Consider the following 20,692-nt stretch of genomic DNA (forward strand, 5'->3'; position numbering starts at 1 on the left):
CTATTGGGCGCAGACATACCCCGTTGGCAGGGGGCTTGTGTGGGAGGGGGCAACCCCCTCTCACGCAAGTGTCCTCCTTCGGGGAAGGGGCTTATTCGTGGTAGATGTCTTGATCGCCGAAGTACTTCTTTTGGATCTGCGTATAGGTGCCATCGGCCTGGATGGCGGCAATGCCCTTGTTGATCAGAGCGCGTAGCTCAGCATCGTTCTTGCGCAGGCCCATGGCGATGTCCAGGGGCAGGGTAGGGTCCTTGAAGGCCGGGCCGGTCTTGAAGTCGGCGCCTTCGGGCTTGGACAGGAAGTTCAGCTGGGCTTCGAGTTTGTCGGTGAGGGTGGCGTCGAGGCGGCCGTTTTGCAGGTCGGCGTAGTTCTGGTCCTGGGACTGGTACGCCTTGACCTGAGCGCCGAGCTTGGCCAGATGCGCACGGGCATAGGCCTCCTGCAACGAGCCTTGCAGCACGCCGACCTGTTTGCCTTTCAACGATTGCGGGGTATCGCCGAAATCGGCGTTCTTGCGGGTGATCACCGAGGTTGGGCTGAGGAACAGACGGTCGCTGAAATCGATAACTTTTTCGCGGGCCGGTGTTACGGCCATGGACGACATGATGGCGTCGAACTTACGCGCGCGCAGCGCCGGGATCATGCCATCGAACTCGTTGTGCACCCAGGTGCATTTGACGTCGAGCTTGGCGCAGATCGCATTGCCCAGTTCGATATCGAATCCCTGCAGGCTGCCGTCGGCGGCTACGGATTCGAAGGGTGGGTACTCGGGGAACACGCCGAAGCGGATTTCTTTCCACTCCTGGGCGTGAGCGGCGGTGGCGCACAGTGGCAACAGCAACGCAGCGAAGAGTGATCGCAATGGAGTCATGGTGCAGTCCCTATATTTTGTAATTGATGTCAGGGCAGTTAAAAAGTGAAGCGTATTTCTGTTCTGTTTATGCAGCGAACCTGTCACTTCTGGCGATTCGGGCGACACAGAGAATGCGTCATGATGGTGCGTTTTTTGTGTCGTTTACCCCACGCCTAAACCGCGAATTGCGCTGTTAAAACCTGCAATGCAGCGGATTCGGCTGTGACGCGCGCAGAATCGGCTTTTATCTGTGTAAAAGTGCGCCTGCCCCTCGCGCAAAGGGGCAGGCCAGAGCGGTTTCAGGCGCGCTTTTTCTGCTGTGCGGCCGGCTGTTGGGCCAGGCGCGCGAACAGATTCTTCGGGTCGGCCAGGTCGGGCACCAGCTCCAGCTCGCTGCCGATGTCCAGGGCTTGGGCCACGTCCAGTACGTAGCGCAGGGCCGAGTAATCTTCGATGGCAAAGCCCACCGAATCGAACAGGGTGATCTGGCGCTCGTTCTCGCGGCCAGGTTGTTGGCCGTTGATCACTTGCCACAGTTCGGTCACCGGCGAATCGGCGGGCATGTGCTGGATTTCACCTTCGATACGGCTTTGCGGCTCGTATTCCACGATCACCCGGGCGCGCTCGACGATACGTCGGTCCAGCTCGGTCTTGCCTGGGCAGTCGCCGCCGACGGCGTTGAGGTGCATGCCCGGCTCGATCATCGCGTCGGTAAGGATCGTCGCGTAAGCCTTGTCGGCGGTCACAGTGGTGACGATGTCCGCGCCTTTGACCGCCGCCGCCACGCTGTCGGCCAGAATCACCTTGATCGCCGGGAAGGCTTTGAGGTTGGCGGCCAATTTGGCGGTGGCTTTGGCGTCGATGTCGAACAGGCGGATCTCATTGATGCCCAGCATGGCGTGGAAGGCCAGAGCTTGGAATTCGCTCTGGGAGCCGTTGCCGATCAAGGCCATGCTGCGGCTGTTTTGCCGCGCCAGGTAGCGCGCCACCAGGGCGGAGGTGGCTGCGGTGCGGATCGCGGTGGTCAGGGTCATTTCCGCCAGCAGCACCGGCTTGCCAGTGTCCACATCGCCCAGGGCACCGAAGGCCATCACGGTAAGCATGCCGGCCAGGGTGTTTTTCGGGTGGCCGTTTACGTATTTGAAGGCATACAGCGACGCGTCCGAGACCGGCATCAACTCGATTACGCCCTCAGGCGAATGGTTGGCCAGGCGCGCGCATTTTTCGAAATCCTGCCAACGCAGGTAGTCGGCGCGAATGTACTCGGCCATTTCGGTGATGCAGGTTTGCAAGCCTTTTTGCGAAACCAGGTAGCTGAGGTCGTTGACGTCGATATAGCGGGTCATGGCAAGACTCCTTATTGAAATGAGGGGCGGGCGGGCAGATGCACTTCGGCCAGCATGCAGCGGGCACTGCCGCCGCCGATGCGTTCGATGTTGTCGATATTCACCACCACCGGCCGCGTGTGGCGCTCCACATGGCGGCGTTGCTGCGGGTGCAGGGCGCCCCAAGCGCTGGCGGACATCACCAGCAGCGGCTGGCCGTCGCGGTCGTGCACTTCGAGCATGTTGCCGGCGAAGGCTTCCAATTGATCGAAGTCCAACGCGACGATGTCCTTGCCGGTGTCGCGCAGTGAACGCTCCAAGGTCAGGCGCTCGGCGGCGTCGGGCAGGGCTTGTAAGCACACCACCGAGAGGTCACGGCCGACGCTCATCATCACGTTGCTGTGATAGATCGGCGCGTGATGGCGGTCGACGGCGTGGAATACGCAGAGCCGGTAGTCGAGTCGTTCGGCGAACTGGCGCAGCGCATCTTGGTGGGTGCGCCCGGAGTGGCAGGCATAGCTGATGCGGTGCTGGCGGTCGAGCACCATGCTGCCGGTGCCTTCGAGGAAGATGTTCTCTCGTTCCAGGTGGCTCAGGTCGATGGTGCTGGTGATCGCAAAGCGTTGTTCCAGGACCTGCAGCACCCCTTTATCGCGCTCCAGTCGTCGGTTCTGGCCTTCCATCGGGTACAGCACCAGGCTGCCGTCGGCGTGGCTGCTCCACCAGTTATTGGGGAAGATCGAATCGGGGGTATGGGGCGCTGGCGTGTCCTGTACCACTAGCACTTCCACGCCATGGCGGCGCAGAGTGTCGACATACTCATCGAACTCCTCCAGCGCTTTCTGCTGTGCGCTGAGGGGGTCGGCGGGTGGGCGTTGGAAACGGTTGTTGACCGCGGTGTCCGGGTTGAAGGCAAAGCGCGCCGGGCGAATCATCAGGACGGTGTTGGTGGTTTGCATGGGGGCACGAAATCCATGGGATGAACTGTGCAGCTATTGTGTGGGTTGTGCCGGATGAATCCCGGCTGAAACAGCAGGGCCGCTCAGCGGGGAAAGCTGAAAAGGGGCGTGGGGCAGCCGAATCGGCTGGGAGAGTTGTGGATAGTGGGGTGTCGGTTATGACGCCGTTGGCCAGGAAGAAATATGTCTACCGTCGTACGTCTCGCTCAACCCGACGATGCCGAGGGAATCAGCCAGGTCATCCTGGCGGCTTTGTACGGCAGCAACGCACAGGACTATCCGGCGGATGTGATTGAGCGGGTGGCCAGCAACTTTACGCCCGACGCGGTGCGCGAGCTGCTCAAGCGGCGTGTGGTGCTAGTGGCCGTTCAGGGGCGGTTGATCGTCGGCACCGCTGCACTGGATGCCAAAGTGGTGCGCTCGGTGTTCGTCAACCCGACGCGGCAAGGGCAGGGCATTGGCCGGTTACTGATGAGTGAAATCGAACTGCGCGCGGGGGAAGCGGGGGTGACAACGCTGAGTGTGCCGTCCTCGCTGACGGCCGAGCCGTTTTACGCCAGGCTGGGGTTTCGCACGGTACGTGAGGTCGATCACGGCAATGAGCGCACGTTGGTGATGGAGAAGGCGTTGTTCTCGTGCGATGCCTGAGAACACCGGAAAGTAAATGTGGGAGGGGGCTTGCCCTATATGAGAATCCAAACGCCCTCCTCAGTTAACTGAAAGAACCGGCTCGAATGTGGGAGGGGGCTTGCCCCCGATGCGGTGTATCAGTCGACAGATTCATTGACTGAGCCACTGCTATCGGGGGCAAGCCCCTCCCACAGGCGGTTAGACCTTTACGATCCAGCCGGCTGGCGCTTCGACGTCACCGGTCTGCACGCCGGTCAGCTCTTTGTAGAGCTTCTGGGTGATCGGGCCGACTTCGGTTTCGCTGTGGAACACGTGCAGTTTGCCGTTGTACTGGATACCGCCGATCGGCGAGATCACCGCCGCCGTGCCGCAGGCGCCGGCTTCCTTGAATTGGTCCAGCTTGTCGATGAACACTTCGCCCTCGACCACTTCCAGGCCCAGGCGGGTCTGGGCCAGTTCGATCAGCGACAGGCGGGTGATGCCTGGCAGCACCGAAGGCGACTTCGGTGTGATGAACTTGTTGTCATGGGTGATCCCGAAGAAGTTGGCCGAACCGACTTCTTCGATTTTCGAGTGGGTCATCGGGTCCAGGTAGATCGCGTCGGCGAAACCGGATTTCTTCGCTTCCGAGCCTGGCATCAGGCTGGCGGCGTAGTTGCCACCGACCTTGGCTGCACCGGTGCCCTGTGGCGCGGCGCGGTCGAAGGTGGAGATCTGGAAGTTGTGGGGCACCAGGCCGCCCTTGAAGTAGGCACCGACCGGGATGCAGAACACCGAGAAGATGAACTCCGGCGCGGTGCGCACGCCGATGTTGTCACCGGTGCCGATCACGAACGGGCGCAAGTACAGCGCGCCGCCGCTGCCGTAGGGCGGGATGAAGCGCTCGTTGGCCTTGACCACTTGTTTGCAGGCGTCGATGAATACGTCGGTCGGTACATGCGGCATCAGCAGGCGCGCGCAGCTGCGTTGCATGCGGGCGGCGTTCTGGTCCGGGCGGAACAGGTTGATCGAGCCGTCCTTGCAGCGGTAGGCCTTGAGGCCCTCGAAGCACTGCTGACCGTAGTGCAAGGCGGTGGAGCCCTCGCTGATGTGCAGCACGTTGTCGTCGGTCAGGGTGCCAGCTTGCCATTCGCCGTTCTTCCAGGTCTGGAGAAACCGCTTGTCGGTCTTGATGTAGTCAAAACCCAGCTTGTCCCAATTGATGCTTTCGTTACCCATGACACCCTCTATCTCTGGTCAAGTCGGATTTTTTTCTGGATGGGCGCAACAATACTGCATTCTTGGCTCGTGTGGGAGCAGGTGGGCGGACCATCCGACATCTGTATTGGCTGATCCGCCGCTATCGCGGGCAAGCCTGGCTCCCACCGTTGATTGCATTCCAAAGGTGGGAGCTGACTGGCTTACAGATGCAGCGCGTGGCCCAGCGCCCGCAATGCCGCTTCCTGCACAGCCTCGCCGAGGGTCGGGTGCGCATGGATGGTGCCGGCCACGTCTTCCAGGCGCGCGCCCATTTCCAGGCTCAGGCCGAAGGCCGTGGACAGCTCCGAGACGCCAACGCCCACTGCTTGCCAGCCGACAATCAGGTGGTTGTCACGTCGCGCCACCACCCGCACGAAGCCGGTTTTCGACTCCAGCGTCATCGCCCGGCCATTGGCCGCGAACGGGAAACTCGACACGATGCAGTCCAGCCCCGCCGCCTTGGCATCGTCGGGGGTCTTGCCGACCACCACCACTTCCGGGTCGGTAAAGCACACCGCCGGGATTGCCGCCGGGTTGAACTCGCGATGCAGGCCGCTGATCAGTTCGGCGACCATCTCGCCCTGGGCCATGGCCCGGTGCGCCAGCATCGGTTCGCCGCTCAGGTCGCCGATGGCCCACACGTTGCGCATGCTGGTCTGGCAGCGGCTGTCGACTTGGATTGCCGTACCGTTCATGTTCAGGTTCAGCGCTTCCAGGTTCCAGCCCTGGGTGTTGGGTTTGCGACCCACCGCGACCAGCACCTGGTCGGTGGCCAATGACAAGGTGTCGCCATTGGGGTCACGCACTTGCAGGTGGCCGTCGGCAAACCCGGTGACACTGTGCTTGAGGTACAGCTTCACCCCCAGTTGCTTTAGGGAGTCGGCCACCGGTTGGGTCAATTCGGCATCGTAGGCGGGCAGGATGCGATCCTGCGCCTCGACCACGCTGACTTCTGCGCCAAGCTTGCGGTAGGCCGTGCCCAGTTCCAGGCCGATGTAGCCGCCGCCCACCACAATCAGGCGCTTGGGCACTTGGGTGGGAGCCAACGCTTCGGTAGATGAAATGATCGGCCCGCCAATCGGCAGCATCGGCAGGTTGACGCTTTTCGAACCCGTGGCCAGCAGCAGGTGTTCGCACTGGATGCGTTGCTCGCCGACATCGACGGTCTTGCCGTCCACCACCTTGGCCCAGCCGTGGATCACTTGCACCTTGTGTTTCTTGAGCAACGCGGCGACGCCGGTGGTCAGGCGGTCGACGATGCCGTCCTTCCACTCCACGCTTTTGCGGATATCCAGGCTGGGTACATCCACTTCGATGCCCAACTGGGAACCCTGGCTGTGGTGCACGGTTTGCTGGAATTGTTCGGCCACATGGATCAAGGCCTTGGACGGGATGCAACCGATATTCAGGCAGGTGCCGCCCAGGGCCTGGCCTTCCACCAGGATGGTCGGAATGCCCAATTGCCCGGCGCGGATCGCCGCCACATAACCGCCGGGGCCGCCGCCGATAATCAGCAGGGTGGTATGGGTAATTTGTGTCATGCCCTTACTCCAGGAACAGGCTGGCGGGTTGTTCGAGCAGGCCGCGAATGGCCTGGATAAATTGCGCCGCGTCCATGCCATCGACCACGCGGTGATCGAAGGAACTGGAGAGGTTCATCATCTTGCGAATCACGATCTGGCCCTTGATCACCATCGGCCGTTCGACGATGCGGTTGACGCCGACAATCGCCACTTCCGGCAGATTCAGCACCGGTGTGCTGACAATACCGCCCAAGGCGCCGAGGCTGGTCAGGGTGATACTGGAACCGGACAATTCCTCACGGCTGGCCTTGCCATTGCGTGCGGCCGTGGCCAGGCGCGTGATTTCTTCGGCGGTGCCCCACAGGTTGCGCGCTTCGGCATGCCGCACCACCGGCACCATCAAACCCACGTCGCTCTGGGTGGCGACGCCCACATGCACCGCGCCGAGGCGGGTGATGACCTGGGCTTCGTCGTCGTAGCGTGCGTTGATCTGCGGGAAGTCCCGCAGCGCCACGACCATGGCGCGCACGATAAACGGCAGCAGGGTCAGTTTGCCCCGAGTGGCACCGTGTTTTTCGTTGAGGTGCACGCGCAGTTCGTCTAGCGCAGTGACATCGATTTCTTCCACATAGCTGAAATGCGCGGCGCGCCGGGTGGCGTCCTGCATGCGCTGGGCGATCTTGCGGCGCATGCCAATTACCGGGATTTGTTCTTCGTCGTGGCGTTCGGCGTAAGGGGTGGCTGCCGTCGAAGGCTTCGCCGAACCTTGTTGCAGATAGGCGTCGAGGTCTTCGTGCAGGATCCGCCCGGCCGGGCCGGTGCCCTGGACCAGCCGCAGTTGGATACCGGCATCCAGCGCATGCTTGCGCACAGCGGGGGAGGCCAGGGGGCGTTCGTCAGCTTCGCGGGCCACCGGGGCTTGCGTCGCAGCCTTGGTTGGCGCGGGTTTGCTTTCAACCGGCGCGGGTTTGGCTTCCACCGCAGGTGCGGCCTTCACCGGTTCGGCAACCGCCGGCACATCCTTGGCATTGCCCGCGCCTTCCACTTCGATGCTGATCAACACACTGCCCACGGCCATGACTTCGCCCGGCTCGCCGCCGAGAGCAATGACCTTGCCGTGGACCGGCGAGGGAATGTCCACCATCGCCTTGTCGGTCATCACGTCCGCCAGCACCTGGTCTTCGACGACCATATCGCCGACCTTCACATGCCAGACCGACAGTTCCACTTCCGCGATGCCTTCGCCAATGTCCGGCATCTTGATAACGTGCGTGCCCATTCAGACCTCCATGACCCGTTGAAGCGCCGCGCCCACACGGGACGGCCCTGGGAAATACGCCCACTCTTGCGCGTGCGGGTAGGGGGTGTCCCACCCCGTGACGCGTTCGATCGGCGCTTCCAGGTGGTGGAAGCAATGCTCCTGCACCAGCGCTACCAGCTCGGCGCCAAAGCCACAGGTGCGCGTGGCTTCGTGCACCACCACGCAACGGCCGGTCTTTTTCACCGATTTGACGATGGTTTCCAGGTCCAGCGGCCACAGGCTGCGCAGGTCGATGACTTCGGCATCGATGCCGGTTTCTTCGGCGGCGACTTGCGACACATACACGGTGGTGCCGTAGGTCAGCACGGTGACGGCCGAGCCCGGGCGCACAATGGCGGCCACGTCCAGGGGCACGGTGTAGTAACCGTCCGGCACTTGGGCTTGCGGGTGCTTGGACCAGGGGGTGACAGGACGGTCGTGATGGCCGTCGAACGGGCCGTTGTACAGGCGCTTGGGTTCGAGAAAGATCACCGGGTCATCGTTTTCGATGGAGGCGATCAGCAGGCCCTTGGCGTCATACGGGTTGGACGGCATCACCGTGCGCAGGCCGCAGACCTGGGTGAACACCGCTTCAATACTCTGGCTGTGAGTCTGGCCGCCATAGATGCCGCCGCCGCAGGGCATGCGCATGGTCAGCGGCGCGGTGAACTGGCCGGCCGAGCGATAACGCAGGCGCGCGGCTTCGGAGATGATCTGGTCGGTGGCCGGGTACACGTAGTCGGCGAACTGGATTTCCGCCACCGGGCGCAAGCCATAGGCGCCCATGCCTACCGCCACGCCAACGATGCCGCTTTCGGAGATCGGCGCGTCGAACACCCGCGAGGTGCCGTACTTGCTCTGCAAGCCTTCGGTGCAACGGAACACGCCGCCGAAGTAGCCGACGTCCTGGCCGAACACCACGACGTTGTCGTCCCGTTCGAGCATCACATCCATGGCCGAGCGCAGGGCCTGGATCATGGTCATGGTGGTGGTGGTCATGGCGGTTTCCAGTTCGATGCTGTTGTTGTGATCGTTCATGTCAGATCCCCAACTCCTGACGCTGGCGCTTCAAGTGCTCCGGCATCTCTTTGTAGACGTCTTCGAACATGGTCGCGGCGCTTGGAATCTGGCCACCGGCCAGAGTGCCGTACTGCTCGGCTTGTTTTTGTGCGGCGATGACTTCGGCTTCCAGTTCGGCACTGACCGCCGCGTGTTCCTCTTCGGACCACTGGCCAATCTTGATCAGGTGCTGTTTGAGTCGGGCAATCGGGTCGCCCAGCGGGAAGTGGCTCCAGTCGTCGGCGGGGCGGTACTTGGACGGATCGTCCGAAGTGGAGTGGGGGCCGGCGCGGTAGGTGACCCATTCGATCAAGGTCGGGCCGAGGTTGCGGCGCGCACGTTCGGCGGCCCAGGCGGAAGCGGCGTACACCGCGATGAAGTCGTTGCCGTCCACACGCAGGGAGGCAATGCCGCAACCGACGCCGCGTCCGGCGAAGGTAGTGGCTTCACCGCCGGCAATGGCCTGGAAGGTGGAGATGGCCCATTGGTTGTTGACCACGTTGAGGATCACCGGCGCGCGGTAGACGTGGGCGAAGGTGAGGGCGGTGTGGAAGTCCGATTCGGCGGTGGCGCCGTCGCCGATCCAGGCCGAGGCGATCTTGGTATCGCCCTTGATCGCCGAGGCCATGCCCCAGCCCACGCCCTGTACGAATTGGGTGGCGAGGTTGCCGGAAATAGTAAAGAACCCAGCGTCTTTGACCGAGTACATGATCGGCAACTGACGGCCTTTTAGGGGGTCGCGCTCGTTGGACAGCAACTGGCAGATCAGGTCCACCAGCGGCACTTCGCGGGCCATCAGGATGCTTTGCTGGCGATAGGTGGGGAAACACATGTCGTCGATGTTCAAGGCCAGAGCCTGGGCGCTGCCGATGGCTTCTTCGCCAAGGCTCTGCATGTAGAACGACATTTTTTTCTGACGCTGGGCGACCACCATGCGGTTGTCGAAGATCCGCGTCTTGAGCATGGCGCGCATGCCCTTGCGCAGAACCTCCATGGGAACCCCCTCGGCCCACGGCCCCAGGGCCTGACCCTGGTCATCGAGCACGCGGATGAGGCCCTTGGCCAGGTCGGCGGTGTCGGCGGGTTCTACATCGATGGCGGGTTTGCGCACCAGGCCGGCGTCGGTCAGGCGCAGGTAGGTGAAATCGGTCTTGCAGCCTGGGCGGCCCGAGGGTTCGGGAACGTGCAGGCGCAGTGGTTCGTACTGCTGGGTCATGGCTTTCTACGCTCTATCTTGTGAATTTCTTGTAGTGGGCGCGCTAGCTGACAATCCGTCTCCGGGTAGGAGAAATCTTGTCCTACAACAATCATAGGCGGGGCGTAGAAGAATATTTATCTGTGTTTCGTTGCGCTCGGGACCATTTGCGGATAAAAAAACTGCATAAACATAATAAACAGGTGATTTTGTCTCATGCGCAAACTGGACCGTACCGATATCGGCATTCTCAACGCCCTTCAGGAGAATGCGCGCATCACCAACGCCGACCTGGCGCGCTCGGTCAACCTGTCGCCCACCCCGTGTTTCAACCGGGTCAAGGCCATGGAAGAACTGGGCCTGATCCGCGAGCAGGTCACCCTGTTGGACGCCGACCTGCTGGGCTTGCACGTCAATGTGTTCATTCACGTCAGCCTGGAAAAGCAGAACGAACTGGCCCTGCAACAGTTCGAGAGCGCCATTGCCGACCGCCCCGAGGTGATGGAGTGCTACCTGATGGCCGGCGACCCTGACTACCTGATCCGCGTACTGGTGCCGACGATCCAGGCGCTGGAACGCTTCATGATGGACTTTCTGACCAAAGTGCCGGGCGTGGCGAATATCCGCTCCAGCTTTGCGCTCAAGCAGGTGCGCTACAAGACTGCGTTGCCATTGCCGCCAGGTGGATTGATGGTTTGATCGGTGCGGTCACTAAACCTGAGAGGCACCGAAAGTTAGCTCGGTAATAATCGGCGTCTTTTTTATTTTCCATTAATGAAAAATTGCGTGAGCAGTCACGTATTTTTCACATCCGATTAAACACATTAGCCCCATGAGGCCGGGATGTTCGCGGCCCGGTACAAGGGGTATACCGCGATGTACATGAGAGCCTGGAAGTTGAACGTTCGTACCACACTTTGTTTTGGGGTGGTGTGTGTTCTGTTGTTAATTCAGGGAGCAATGACGCTAGTTAAAGTCGATAAGGTTTATTCATCGACTGTTGAAATAGAAACCAATTGGTTGCCCAGTATTCGCCTGGCAGGCGAGATCGATTCGGCGTTCTACAAACTACGCCTGGATTTACGCCGTTACGCCATGGAAATACCCCGCCAGGACCCGGCATCTCTCGAAAAGCTCAAAGCCGTGCGCACCGAGGTCCTTGATGTTGCTGCTCGTTATGCGCCGTTGGTATCGAGCCCCGAGGAACAAGTCACGTACAACCAGGTATTGGCCAGCATCAAGAATTACAGCCAGAGAATGGATGAGTTTGTGGGAGAGGCTTCGACAATGTCGGCCGAACAGATGTCGACATACTTGCGGGAAGTCAACGGGCCTATCGCGCTTGAAGTTCAACGTTCCATCAGCGAGTTGATCGCATTGAATGGGCGTGGTTCGACCGCCGCTGTAAACGTGGCGTCCAGCGAGCATGACGCGGCGCGGATGTTCACGTGGGTATTGATGGGCGGCTCAGTGCTGCTTGCCATCGTGGTCGCTCGCCTGTTTACCCGCAGCATCGTTGTTCCCGTGCGGGAGTTGTTGGTATCGACCGGCAAGATTGCCGACGGCGATTTACGCGTGGCCATTGCTGTCAATGGCAATGACGAGCTGACCGAGTTGCAACGGTCCACCGCCGCCATGCAGATGAACCTTAAAGCCACGCTGCAGCATATTTCCGAAGCATCCGGGCAACTGGCGTCGGCGGCGGAAGAGATGAGTTCCATCACGCGCGAGTCCAGCGCCGGTATCGAACGCCAAAGCCTGGAAACCGACCAGGCCGCCACGGCGGTCAATCAGATGACTGCGGCAGTCGAGGAAGTGGCCAGAAATGCCATTTCGGCCTCACAGTCGACTCAGGACTCCCAGCGATCGGCGTCGGTGGGCCAGGAACGGGTCACACAAACTATTGCCTCGATCGAAAAACTTAGCGCTACGGTCCAGCAGACCGGGCTGGAGGTCGAGGGCTTGGCCAAGCAGGCCCAGGACATTGCCAAGGTGGTCGAGGTGATCCGCTCGATCGCGGAGCAGACCAATTTGCTGGCATTGAACGCCGCCATTGAGGCCGCGCGGGCCGGTGAGCAAGGGCGCGGCTTTGCCGTGGTCGCCGATGAAGTCCGCGCGCTGGCTCATCGCACGCAGACCTCGACCCAGGAAATCGAGCAAATGATTGCGAAAATCCAGGTCTGCTCCAGCGAGGCGGTGGCGTCCATGGGCTTGAACCGCAGCGAAGCTGTGGACTCCTTGAAGATTGCCCACGAAGCCGGCGTGGCGCTGACGCAGATTACCGAGGCGATTGGCGATATCAATGAAAGAAATCTGTTGATTGCGGCCGCTTCCGAAGAGCAGGCTCATGTAGCGCGTTCCGTTGACCAGAACCTGATCAGCATTCGCGATTTGTCTATCCAGAGTTCTTCGGCGGCGAGCCAGACGTCTACGGCCAGTCATGAGCTGTCCAGATTGGCGATAGACCTCAAGCAGATCGTTGGGAAATTCTCCGTGGCTTGACCGCAGGATCGCGGTCGTGAGGGGGGGAGATGTTGAAGTGCATTTCTGCATCGCAAGTCGTTCAGGGAATGTATGTCCATAAACTCGACGGCGCCTGGATTGATCATGGCTTTTGGAAAACCAGCTTTCTGCTGAGCCACGCTGAGGACGTGCAGCGTTTGCGCGATGCTCCGGTGCGCGCCGTGTGGATCGATACTCAAAAGGGCTGCGATATCAGCCTCAGCATCGCGCCCAGCCCGGAGCAAACGGTGCAACCACTCGCGGCGCCGTCGCGACTGGTGGTGGCTGAGCCGGCCGACATCAAGGCTGAAGTGGCCCGAGCGGTCAAACTGTGCGCGGTGGCCAAACGCGCAGTGATCGAAATGTTCGGTGACCTGCGCATGGGGCGGGCAGTGGAGCCGACCCAGGCGGCCGCGCTGGTGGACGAGATCTCCCAATCCATCCTGCGCCATCCCCATGCCTTGATCAGCCTGGCACGGCTGAAGACGGCAAACGAATATACCTACATGCACTCGGTGGCGGTCTCCGGTTTGATGATCGCCCTGGCGCGCCAGTTGGACCTGGCGCCGCCGTTGGTGCAGGAGGCGGGCCTGGCGGGGTTGTTTCATGACGTGGGCAAGATGGCCGTTCCCGAACCTATCCTGAACAAGCCGGGGGCCTTGACCGACGGTGAGTTTGGCGTGGTACGCAAACACCCGGTGCTGGGCACCGATTTGTTACGGCAGTCGCCGCGGATCAGCGCCCTGGTGTTGGATGTCTGCCTGCACCACCATGAAAAATGCGACGGCAGTGGCTATCCCCATGGCCTGGTGCAGGACCAGATCAGTTTGTTGGCACAAATGGGCGCGGTGTGTGACGTATACGATGCCGTGACTTCGGAGCGCCCTTACAAGCACGCTTGGGGGCCTGCCGAAGCGATTCAGAAAATGGCGGAATGGAAAGGCCATTTTGATGAACGGGTGTTCCAGGCGTTCGTGCGTTGCGTGGGTATTTACCCCGTCGGCGCTTTGGTGCGCCTGGAAAGTGGCCGCATCGCGGTGGTCCTCGAACAAAACCCACTGTCATTGCTGACCCCCGTGGTCAAGGTGTTCTTCTCCGCGCGTTCCGGGCTGCCGGTGACTCAGACGGTGGTCAACCTCGCCAAGCAACCGGACAAGATCGTCGGCCGTGCCTTGGCTGAAGAGTGGGGGTTCAAGCAAGTCGACGAGTTATGGTGCGGCATTACCCGTGGCAAGGGTTCTTATTTCGATTAGGCGCTTCAGAGCTGGTTGAGCGGGATCTTCAAATACACCACGCCGTTGTCTTCCGCCGGCGGCATATTCCCCGCGCGTACGTTCACCTGAATCGCCGGCAGCAGCAGCGTCGGCATTCCCAACCCGGCGTCGCGTTGGGTGCGCATCGCCACGAACGCCGCTTCATCCACGCCGTCATGCACATGAATATTGCTTGCGCGCTGTTCGGCCACCGTGGTCAGGCATTTCGCCTCGCGCCCCTGGGGCGGGTAGTCGTGGCACACGTACAACTGGGTTTCCAGGGGGAAGGCCAACAACTTGCGCATTGACGCGTACAGCTGATGCGCATCGCCGCCGGGGAAGTCGCAGCGGGCCGTACCCACATCCGGCATGAACAGTGTGTCGCCCACCAGGATCAGCTTGCCGTCGATCAGGTAGGCCATGTCTGCCGGGGTATGCCCGGGCACATGCAACGCCTGGGCTTTCAAACGGCCGATGTGGAAGATTTCGTCCGGCGCGAACAGATGATCGAACTGTGAACCGTCGGCGTGGAATTCCGGCTCCAGGTTAAACAGGTTTTTAAACACGTTTTGCACCTGGCTGATGCACTGGCCGATGGCGATCTTGCCGCCCAGCGTACGGCGCAGGTACGGCGCGGCGGACAGGTGATCAGCGTGGGCATGGGTTTCCAGCAACCACTGCACCTGCAACCCGTGCTCGTGCACGAATGCGATCACCTTGTCAGCCTGGGCGGTGTCGGTGCGACCAGAGGCCGGATCGTAGTTGAGCACCGAATCGACGATGGCACAGGGGCCGCCGTCCGCTTCGTAGACCACGTAGGTGTAGGTCGACGACGCCTCGTCCAGAAAGGATTGAATCAACGCTGGCATGGCGGTAGCCCCTGATGCTGGAAAAAAGTGATTACAATCACTTTATGTTTACACATAATGTTTTCAGATTAAGTGACACACAGGACCCGAAGCAAATGGAATCTACCTTGAGTGAGGGCGAAGTCGCCCAACTGCGTGCTTCCGCGTCCAAGGCCTGTGCCTTGCTCAAGGCGTTGGCCAACGAAGACCGCCTGTTGATCCTGTGCCAGTTGACCCAGGGCCAACGCAATGTGGGCGAGCTGGAAACCATGACCGGCGTGCGCCAGCCTACGCTGTCGCAACAGCTTGGCATCCTGCGCGACGAAGGGCTGGTGGCCACCCGTCGCGAAGGCAAATACATTTTCTACGGACTGGCCAGCCACGAAGTGATCCAAGTGATGAAGACCCTGTCCGGCCTTTACTGCGGCGCGGTCATAAAAAGCTGGGCGTGACGCCATCCGGCAGCGACCCTTGTGTGCATTGACAAAAAAGGCGATAGACCATGACCGACCAACACTGGGGCCAGACCATCAGTGGCGACATCGTTGTCATCGGCGGCGGTTCGGCAGGCATTGGCTTGCTGGCCAGCCTGCTCAAGCGCGACCCCGACCTGAACATCACCCTGATCGAACCCAGCGACTACCACTGCTACCAACCGGCCTGGACTCTGGTGGGCGGCGGTGCCTACGACCTGAAAAAGACCCGCCGCCCTCTGGCCGATGTGCTGCCCAATGGCGTGACCTGGGTGCAAGCCGCCGTCAGCGAGGTGCTGCCGGACAGCCAGAGCCTGGTGCTCGACAACGGCCAGCGCGTGACCTGGAACAACCTCATTGTCTGCCCCGGCCTGCGCCTGGCCTGGGAAAAAATCGAAGGCTTGCAGGAAACCCTCGGCCAGCACGGCGTGACTTCCAACTACAGCTACGAGCACGCCGCTTATACCTGGCAGCAAGTCAAGCAACTCAAGGCCGGCAAGGCACTGTTCACCCAGCCGGCCATGCCGATCAAATGCGCCGGCGCGCCCCAGAAGGCTATGTATCTGTCGTGCGACCACTGGCTCAAGCAGGGCCATCTGCAAAACATCGAGGTGGAATTCAACCTGGCCGGCGCGGCGCTGTTCGGCGTGGCGACCTTCGTGCCGCCGTTGATGAAATACGTGGAGAAATACAACGCGCGCCTGGCCTTCAATGCCAACCTGGTGAAGGTCGACGGCCCGGCGCGCAAAGCCTGGTTCGAGGTCAACGATGCCGAGGGCAACGTCACGCTTGTGGAAAAAACCTTCGACCTGCTGCACGTGGTGCCGCCGCAACTGGCCCCGGAATTTATCCGCCACAGCCCGCTGGCCGACGCCGCCGGCTGGTGCGACGTGCACCCGCACAGCCTGCAGCATCAGCGCTATGCGCCCATCTTTGGCCTGGGCGATGTGTGCGGCACCAGCAACGCCAAGACCGCTGCTGCCGTGCGCAAGCAGATCGTGGTGGTCGCCGAAAACCTGCTGGCCCTGCGCAAGCAGGCGCCGTTGCCGCTCAAGTACGACGGCTATGGCTCCTGCCCGCTGACAGTGGAGAAGGGCAAAGTGGTGCTGGCTGAGTTCGGCTACGGCGGCAAATTGCTGCCGACCTTCGCCCTCGACCCGACCCAAGCGCGCCGCTCCATGTGGTGGCTCAAGGCGACCTTGCTGCCGTGGTTCTACTGGAACGGCATGCTCAAGGGCCGCGAGTGGCTGACCCGTCTGAGCAAGGTGGACTGAATGTTACTGGCCAGTGTGTTGGGGGTGTTGATGGGCCTGGTCATGGGCCTGACCGGCGCGGGCGGCGGCATCCTCGGCGTGCCCGCGTTGGTGTTGGGCCTGGGCTTGAGCATGACCCAGGCCGCGCCGGTGTCGTTGCTCGCGGTGGGCGCGGCGGCGGCAGTGGGGGCGATAGACGGTTTGCGCCATGGCCTGGTGCGCTATCGCGCCGCCTTGCTGATCGCCTTGCTCGGCGCGCTGTTTTCACCGCTGGGGGTGTTCGTCGCTCACCAGATGCCCGAAGCGTTGGTCAAGGGCCTGTTCAGCGCGTTGATGGTGCTGGTGGCCTGGCGCATGCTGCAACGGGAAAAAAACCAGGCCGGGCCGAGCGACCATGGCGCCGCCTCCTGGGGCCAGAAAAACTGCATGCTCAACCAGCAGACCGGGCGCCTGGCCTGGACCGCCAAATGCACCGCCACCCTGGCCGCGCTGGGCGCCATCACCGGTGCGGTGTCAGGCTTGCTCGGCGTCGGCGGCGGCTTTCTGATCGTGCCAGCGTTCAAGCAACTCACCGACGTGCAGATGCGCGGCATCGTCGCCACGTCATTGATGGTGATCAGTCTGATCTCGCTGATCGGCGTGGTCGGCGCGTTCCATGCCGGCGTCCGTATAGACGCCGTGGGCTGGGTGTTTATCGCCGCGAGCATCGTCGGCATGCTGATCGGCCGGCGCCTATGCTCGGTGATTGCCGCACGCACCTTGCAGGTGGGGTTCGCCAGCCTGTGTGTCGCGGTTGCAGCGGGAATGCTTTTGAACGCCTTACGCTGAACTTGAAATGCAATTGCGATGTGGGAGGGGGCAAGCCCCCTTCCACATTTGAATCCTCTGTGCGTTTGCGCACTTTCATCCCATCGCATCCCCCACCCAGTACCCAAGTAGCATAGGGCCGCAGCCTCTGCCTTCGTACACTCAAGCCTCTGAGGGGAGAGTCGACGATGCACAACCACGAAGGCGTAGTGAGCGCCATGTCCCAGGCAACCGACGCCGGGCAGGCCGCCGAAGAGTTGGCGCGACAGCTGCTGCATCCGTATCTGGGTTTTGTGCTGTTTTTCTGCTCGGCCTCCTACGATTTGCAGGCCCTGGGCAATGCCTTGCAGCACTGCTTCGGCAGCGTGCGCGTGGTCGGTTGCACCAGCGCCGGCGAGATCACGCCCCAGGGCTACGGGCGCAATTGCGTGACCGCGATGGGCTTTAACCATGCGCACTTTTCCATTGCCACTGAACTGATCGACCAGGTCGAGCACTTCAGCCTGATCGATGCCCAACATATGGTCGAACGCCTGGTGGGCGGTTGCCGCAGCAACACCCTGGCGCCGATCAAAGGCAACACCTTTGCCCTGACCTTGCTCGATGGCCTGTCCAGCCGCGAAGAAATGGTGCTCGCTGCCCTCAGCGCGGCTCTGGGGGATATCCCGCACTTCGGCGGCTCGGCCGGTGACGACAACTTCCTGACCCACACCCATGTGTATTTCAACGGCGCGTTTCACAGCGGCGCGGCGGTGGTGGTGTTGGTCAACACCTGGCTGGATTTTGAAGTGTTTACCACTCACCACATCCTGCCGCGTGCGGAAAAACTGGTGGTGACCGCAGCCGACAGCCCGTCCCGCCGGGTATTCGAACTCAATGCCGAACCTGCCGCTGAAGAATACGCGCGGCATATCGGCGTGGCGGTGGCCGACCTCGATCACCGCATCTTCGCTGCCCACCCGCTGGCAGTGCGCATCCACGACCAGTATTACGTGCGCGCCATCCAGCAAGTGCATGACGACCTCAGCCTGAGTTTCTACTGCGCGGTGGAAAACGGCATCGTGCTCACCGTGATGGAACCCGGGCCGATCCTGCCAAACCTGCAAAACCTGTTCGACGGCCTGCACACGCGCCTCGGCGACCTATTGCTGACCATCGGCTGCGACTGTTTCCTGCGGCGCCTGGAGCTGGAAGACGCCGACACCCTGGAACAGATCGGCGGTTTCCTGCAGGACCAACGCGTGCTGGGCTTCAACACCTACGGAGAACAGTTCAATGGCATGCACATCAACCAGACCTTTACCGGGGTCGCCATTGCCCGAGGACGCGCGCCTGGGCCGCACTGAACTGCTGGCCGAACTGGCGCGTCTGCGGGGGGACAACCACAAGCTGGCGCGGATCAATGCGGCGCTGATCGAACGCATCGAGTCCGGCGTGTCCCAGGGCAATGACCCGTACACCACGTTCCAGCACTCGGTGGTGTTGGCCGAGCAAGTACGTGAGCGTACCGACGCCTTGAACCAGGCAATGGCCGAACTGCGCGCCAGCAACCACTTGTTGATCAATGCCCGCCTACGCGCCGAAACCCTGCGCCGTGAGCAGGCCGCCGCGCAAAAAGCCCAGGAAAGCGAACGCTGGATTCGCCTGATCACCGACCACGTCCCCGCGCTGATCGGCTACCTGAATGCCGACCTGGTGTATGAGTTCACCAATAAAGTCTACGAACAATGGTACTGCTGGCCTCCGGGAATGATGCTCGGCCAGAGCCTGCGCGAGGTCCATAGCGAGCAGCACTGCCAGCGTCTCGATGCGTATGTCGCGCGCGCTCTGGCGGGGGAGAGCGTGACCTTTGAGTTCGCCGAAACCAATATCAACAACCAGGAGCGCTACATGCTGCGCTCCTACGTGCCCAACCGCCTGGCCACGGGCGAAGTAGTGGGGATTTTCGTGCTGATCCGCGACATCACCGAGCGTCGTCGCACCGCCGAGGCCCTGCATCAGGCCTATCAGAACCTGGAGCAGCGTGTCGCCCAGCGCACCTCGGAACTCACCGCGCTCAACGACCAGTTGCTCAAGGAAATCGACGAGCGCCGCCGCATGGAAACCCGTCTGCGCGAGGCCAAGCGCGAAGCCGAACAGGCCAACCTGTCGAAGACCAAGTTCCTTGCCGCCGTCAGCCACGACCTGCTGCAACCGCTGAACGCCGCGCGGCTGTTCACCGGCGCCTTGCTGGAACGTCGCGAGCCCCAGGCCAATGAAACCCTGGTGCGCAATGTGAGCAATTCCCTTGAAGACGTGGAAAACCTACTGGGCACCCTGGTGGATATTTCCAAGCTGGACGCCGGCGTGATCAAGGCCGATATCGCGCCGTTCGCCCTTAGCGAGCTGCTGGACAACCTGGCGGCCGAATACACCGAACTGGCCCGCAGCGAAGGGCTGGAATTGCATTTCATCGGGTGTTCGGCGTTGGTGCACAGCGATATCCAGCTGCTGGCGCGGATTCTGCGCAACCTGTTGAGCAATGCGATTCGCTACACCTATAGCGGCCGCGTGGTGTTGGGCTGTCGTCGCCAGCATCAGCGCTTGTCGATCCAGGTGTGGGACAGTGGCATGGGCATCGCCGAGGAGCGCCTGGAGGAGATTTTCCAGGAGTTCAAACGCGGCGATGTGCAGCGTCGCGATCAGGATCGCGGGCTGGGGTTGGGCCTGGCCATTGTGGAAAAGATCGCCGGCATCCTGGGCCATCGTATCAGCGTCAAATCCGTACCCGGCAAGGGTTCGATGTTTGCCGTGGAGGTGCCCTTGAGCGCCACCGCGCCCAAGACCTTGCCCGTACCGAGCATGAGCGAACCGATGCTGGAGCGTTTACAGGGCGCCCGGGTATGGGTGCTGGATAACGACGCGGCGATCTGCGCCGGCATGCGCACCCTGCTCGAAGGCTGGGGCTGCCAGGTGGTCACCGCCTTATCGGAACAGGACCTGGCCGGCCAGGTGGACAACTACCACGCCGAGGCCGACCTGCTGATCGCCGACTACCACCTGGACAACGACCAGAACGGCGTCGACGCCGTGGCCCGCATCAACGCCCGCCGCGGTCGCCCGATACCGGCGCTGATGATCACCGCCAACTACAGCAACGAACTCAAGCAACAGATCCGCGAACAGGGGCACACCTTGATGCACAAACCGGTACGGCCGATGAAGCTGAAAACTGCCATGAGCCATCTACTGGGCAAGGGGAGGAGGGGGCAAGCCCCTGATGGCGGCCTGTCAGCCAGCTCATGCATTGACTGAACCACTGCTATCGGGGGCAAGCCCCCTCCCACCTTTTGCCTTTCGTTTGTCTGGAAGGCCAGCGGCGTAGGCACGAGCGAGGATTGAGCATAATCGGTGCTGATCCACACAGATCAAGATGTGGGAGGGGGCTTGCCCCCGATGGCGTCCGGTCAGCCAGCCCATGCATTGACTGAACC

Annotated in this window: 17 protein-coding genes and 1 pseudogene; 9 read left to right on the top strand and 9 right to left on the bottom strand. The window is 61.6% G+C overall.

Going from position 1 to position 20,692, the window contains the following annotated elements; translation table 11 throughout:
* Positions 1-91: 91 nt before the first annotated feature.
* From YA0848_RS33065 to ctlX, 3 genes are all read right to left on the bottom strand, one after another.
* A complete protein-coding gene (locus tag YA0848_RS33065) occupies positions 92-871 on the bottom strand; it encodes an ABC transporter substrate-binding protein (RefSeq protein WP_034098955.1) in 780 nt (259 codons plus the stop codon).
* Between the two features lie 281 nt (positions 872-1,152).
* Positions 1,153-2,199 carry an ornithine cyclodeaminase gene (locus YA0848_RS33070; RefSeq protein WP_034098953.1) on the bottom strand — a complete coding sequence of 349 codons (1,047 nt, stop codon included), beginning with the start codon at positions 2,197-2,199 and terminating at the stop codon, positions 1,153-1,155.
* 11 nt (positions 2,200-2,210) lie between these two features.
* Positions 2,211-3,137, bottom strand: coding sequence for a citrulline utilization hydrolase CtlX (gene ctlX, locus YA0848_RS33075; protein WP_034098952.1), 927 nt, complete (start codon positions 3,135-3,137; stop codon positions 2,211-2,213).
* A 183-nt stretch (positions 3,138-3,320) separates the two neighbouring features.
* Here ctlX and YA0848_RS33080 point away from each other — a divergent pair.
* Positions 3,321-3,773, top strand: a pseudogene (locus tag YA0848_RS33080) (GNAT family N-acetyltransferase); the annotation flags it as partial.
* 192 nt (positions 3,774-3,965) lie between these two features.
* Here the strand turns inward: YA0848_RS33080 and YA0848_RS33085 are convergent.
* The 5 genes from YA0848_RS33085 to YA0848_RS33105 form a co-directional block, all read right to left on the bottom strand.
* On the bottom strand, positions 3,966-4,985 hold the full coding sequence (locus YA0848_RS33085; protein WP_034098950.1) for a branched-chain amino acid aminotransferase: 1,020 nt from the start codon (positions 4,983-4,985) through the stop codon (positions 3,966-3,968).
* Between the two features lie 182 nt (positions 4,986-5,167).
* Complete coding sequence (lpdA, locus tag YA0848_RS33090) at positions 5,168-6,547, bottom strand: dihydrolipoyl dehydrogenase (protein WP_184316293.1); 1,380 nt, start codon at positions 6,545-6,547, stop codon at positions 5,168-5,170.
* Positions 6,548-6,551: 4 nt separating this feature from the next.
* On the bottom strand, positions 6,552-7,808 hold the full coding sequence (locus YA0848_RS33095; protein ID WP_034098948.1) for a dihydrolipoamide acetyltransferase family protein: 1,257 nt from the start codon (positions 7,806-7,808) through the stop codon (positions 6,552-6,554).
* Complete coding sequence (locus YA0848_RS33100) at positions 7,809-8,867, bottom strand: alpha-ketoacid dehydrogenase subunit beta (protein ID WP_034098947.1); 1,059 nt, start codon at positions 8,865-8,867, stop codon at positions 7,809-7,811.
* Position 8,868: 1 nt separating this feature from the next.
* Positions 8,869-10,104 carry a 3-methyl-2-oxobutanoate dehydrogenase (2-methylpropanoyl-transferring) subunit alpha gene (locus tag YA0848_RS33105; protein WP_169903415.1) on the bottom strand — a complete coding sequence of 412 codons (1,236 nt, stop codon included), beginning with the start codon at positions 10,102-10,104 and terminating at the stop codon, positions 8,869-8,871.
* A 195-nt stretch (positions 10,105-10,299) separates the two neighbouring features.
* Here YA0848_RS33105 and bkdR point away from each other — a divergent pair, with 195 nt between their 5' ends.
* From bkdR to YA0848_RS33120, 3 genes are all read left to right on the top strand, one after another.
* Positions 10,300-10,782: a Bkd operon transcriptional regulator BkdR gene (bkdR, locus tag YA0848_RS33110; protein WP_034098945.1), complete on the top strand. Its 483-nt coding sequence runs from the start codon at positions 10,300-10,302 to the stop codon at positions 10,780-10,782.
* Between the two features lie 177 nt (positions 10,783-10,959).
* Positions 10,960-12,585, top strand: a complete 1,626-nt coding sequence (locus tag YA0848_RS33115; RefSeq protein WP_034099839.1) for a methyl-accepting chemotaxis protein — start codon at positions 10,960-10,962, stop codon at positions 12,583-12,585.
* Positions 12,586-12,614: 29 nt separating this feature from the next.
* Positions 12,615-13,838: an HD-GYP domain-containing protein gene (locus YA0848_RS33120; protein ID WP_034098944.1), complete on the top strand. Its 1,224-nt coding sequence runs from the start codon at positions 12,615-12,617 to the stop codon at positions 13,836-13,838.
* A 5-nt stretch (positions 13,839-13,843) separates the two neighbouring features.
* On the opposite strand, the gene YA0848_RS33125 is transcribed toward YA0848_RS33120, so the two are convergent.
* The gene (locus tag YA0848_RS33125; RefSeq protein WP_034098943.1) at positions 13,844-14,707 is read right to left on the bottom strand and encodes an MBL fold metallo-hydrolase; all 864 of its coding nucleotides are present in this window, start codon (positions 14,705-14,707) and stop codon (positions 13,844-13,846) included.
* Between the two features lie 95 nt (positions 14,708-14,802).
* Here YA0848_RS33125 and YA0848_RS33130 point away from each other — a divergent pair, with 95 nt between their 5' ends.
* From YA0848_RS33130 to YA0848_RS33150, 5 genes are all read left to right on the top strand, one after another.
* A complete protein-coding gene (locus tag YA0848_RS33130) occupies positions 14,803-15,138 on the top strand; it encodes an ArsR/SmtB family transcription factor (RefSeq protein ID WP_169903416.1) in 336 nt (111 codons plus the stop codon).
* 50 nt (positions 15,139-15,188) lie between these two features.
* Positions 15,189-16,433, top strand: a complete 1,245-nt coding sequence (locus tag YA0848_RS33135) for an NAD(P)/FAD-dependent oxidoreductase (RefSeq protein WP_169903417.1) — start codon at positions 15,189-15,191, stop codon at positions 16,431-16,433.
* Complete coding sequence (locus tag YA0848_RS33140) at positions 16,434-17,240, top strand: sulfite exporter TauE/SafE family protein (RefSeq protein ID WP_184316295.1); 807 nt, start codon at positions 16,434-16,436, stop codon at positions 17,238-17,240. It begins immediately after the preceding gene.
* 167 nt (positions 17,241-17,407) lie between these two features.
* Entirely contained in the window at positions 17,408-18,565 is a 1,158-nt protein-coding gene (nosP, locus tag YA0848_RS33145) for a nitric oxide-sensing protein NosP (protein WP_034098939.1), read from the top strand.
* Complete coding sequence (locus tag YA0848_RS33150) at positions 18,495-20,513, top strand: PAS domain-containing hybrid sensor histidine kinase/response regulator (RefSeq protein ID WP_080758657.1); 2,019 nt, start codon at positions 18,495-18,497, stop codon at positions 20,511-20,513. Before nosP ends, YA0848_RS33150 begins: the two co-directional genes overlap by 71 nt.
* Positions 20,514-20,692: the final 179 nt, after the last annotated feature.

It is taken from the genome of Pseudomonas sp. S4_EA_1b (assembly GCF_016307435.1).
GTDB classification, from domain to species: Bacteria; Pseudomonadota; Gammaproteobacteria; order Pseudomonadales; family Pseudomonadaceae; genus Aquipseudomonas; species Aquipseudomonas rhodesiae.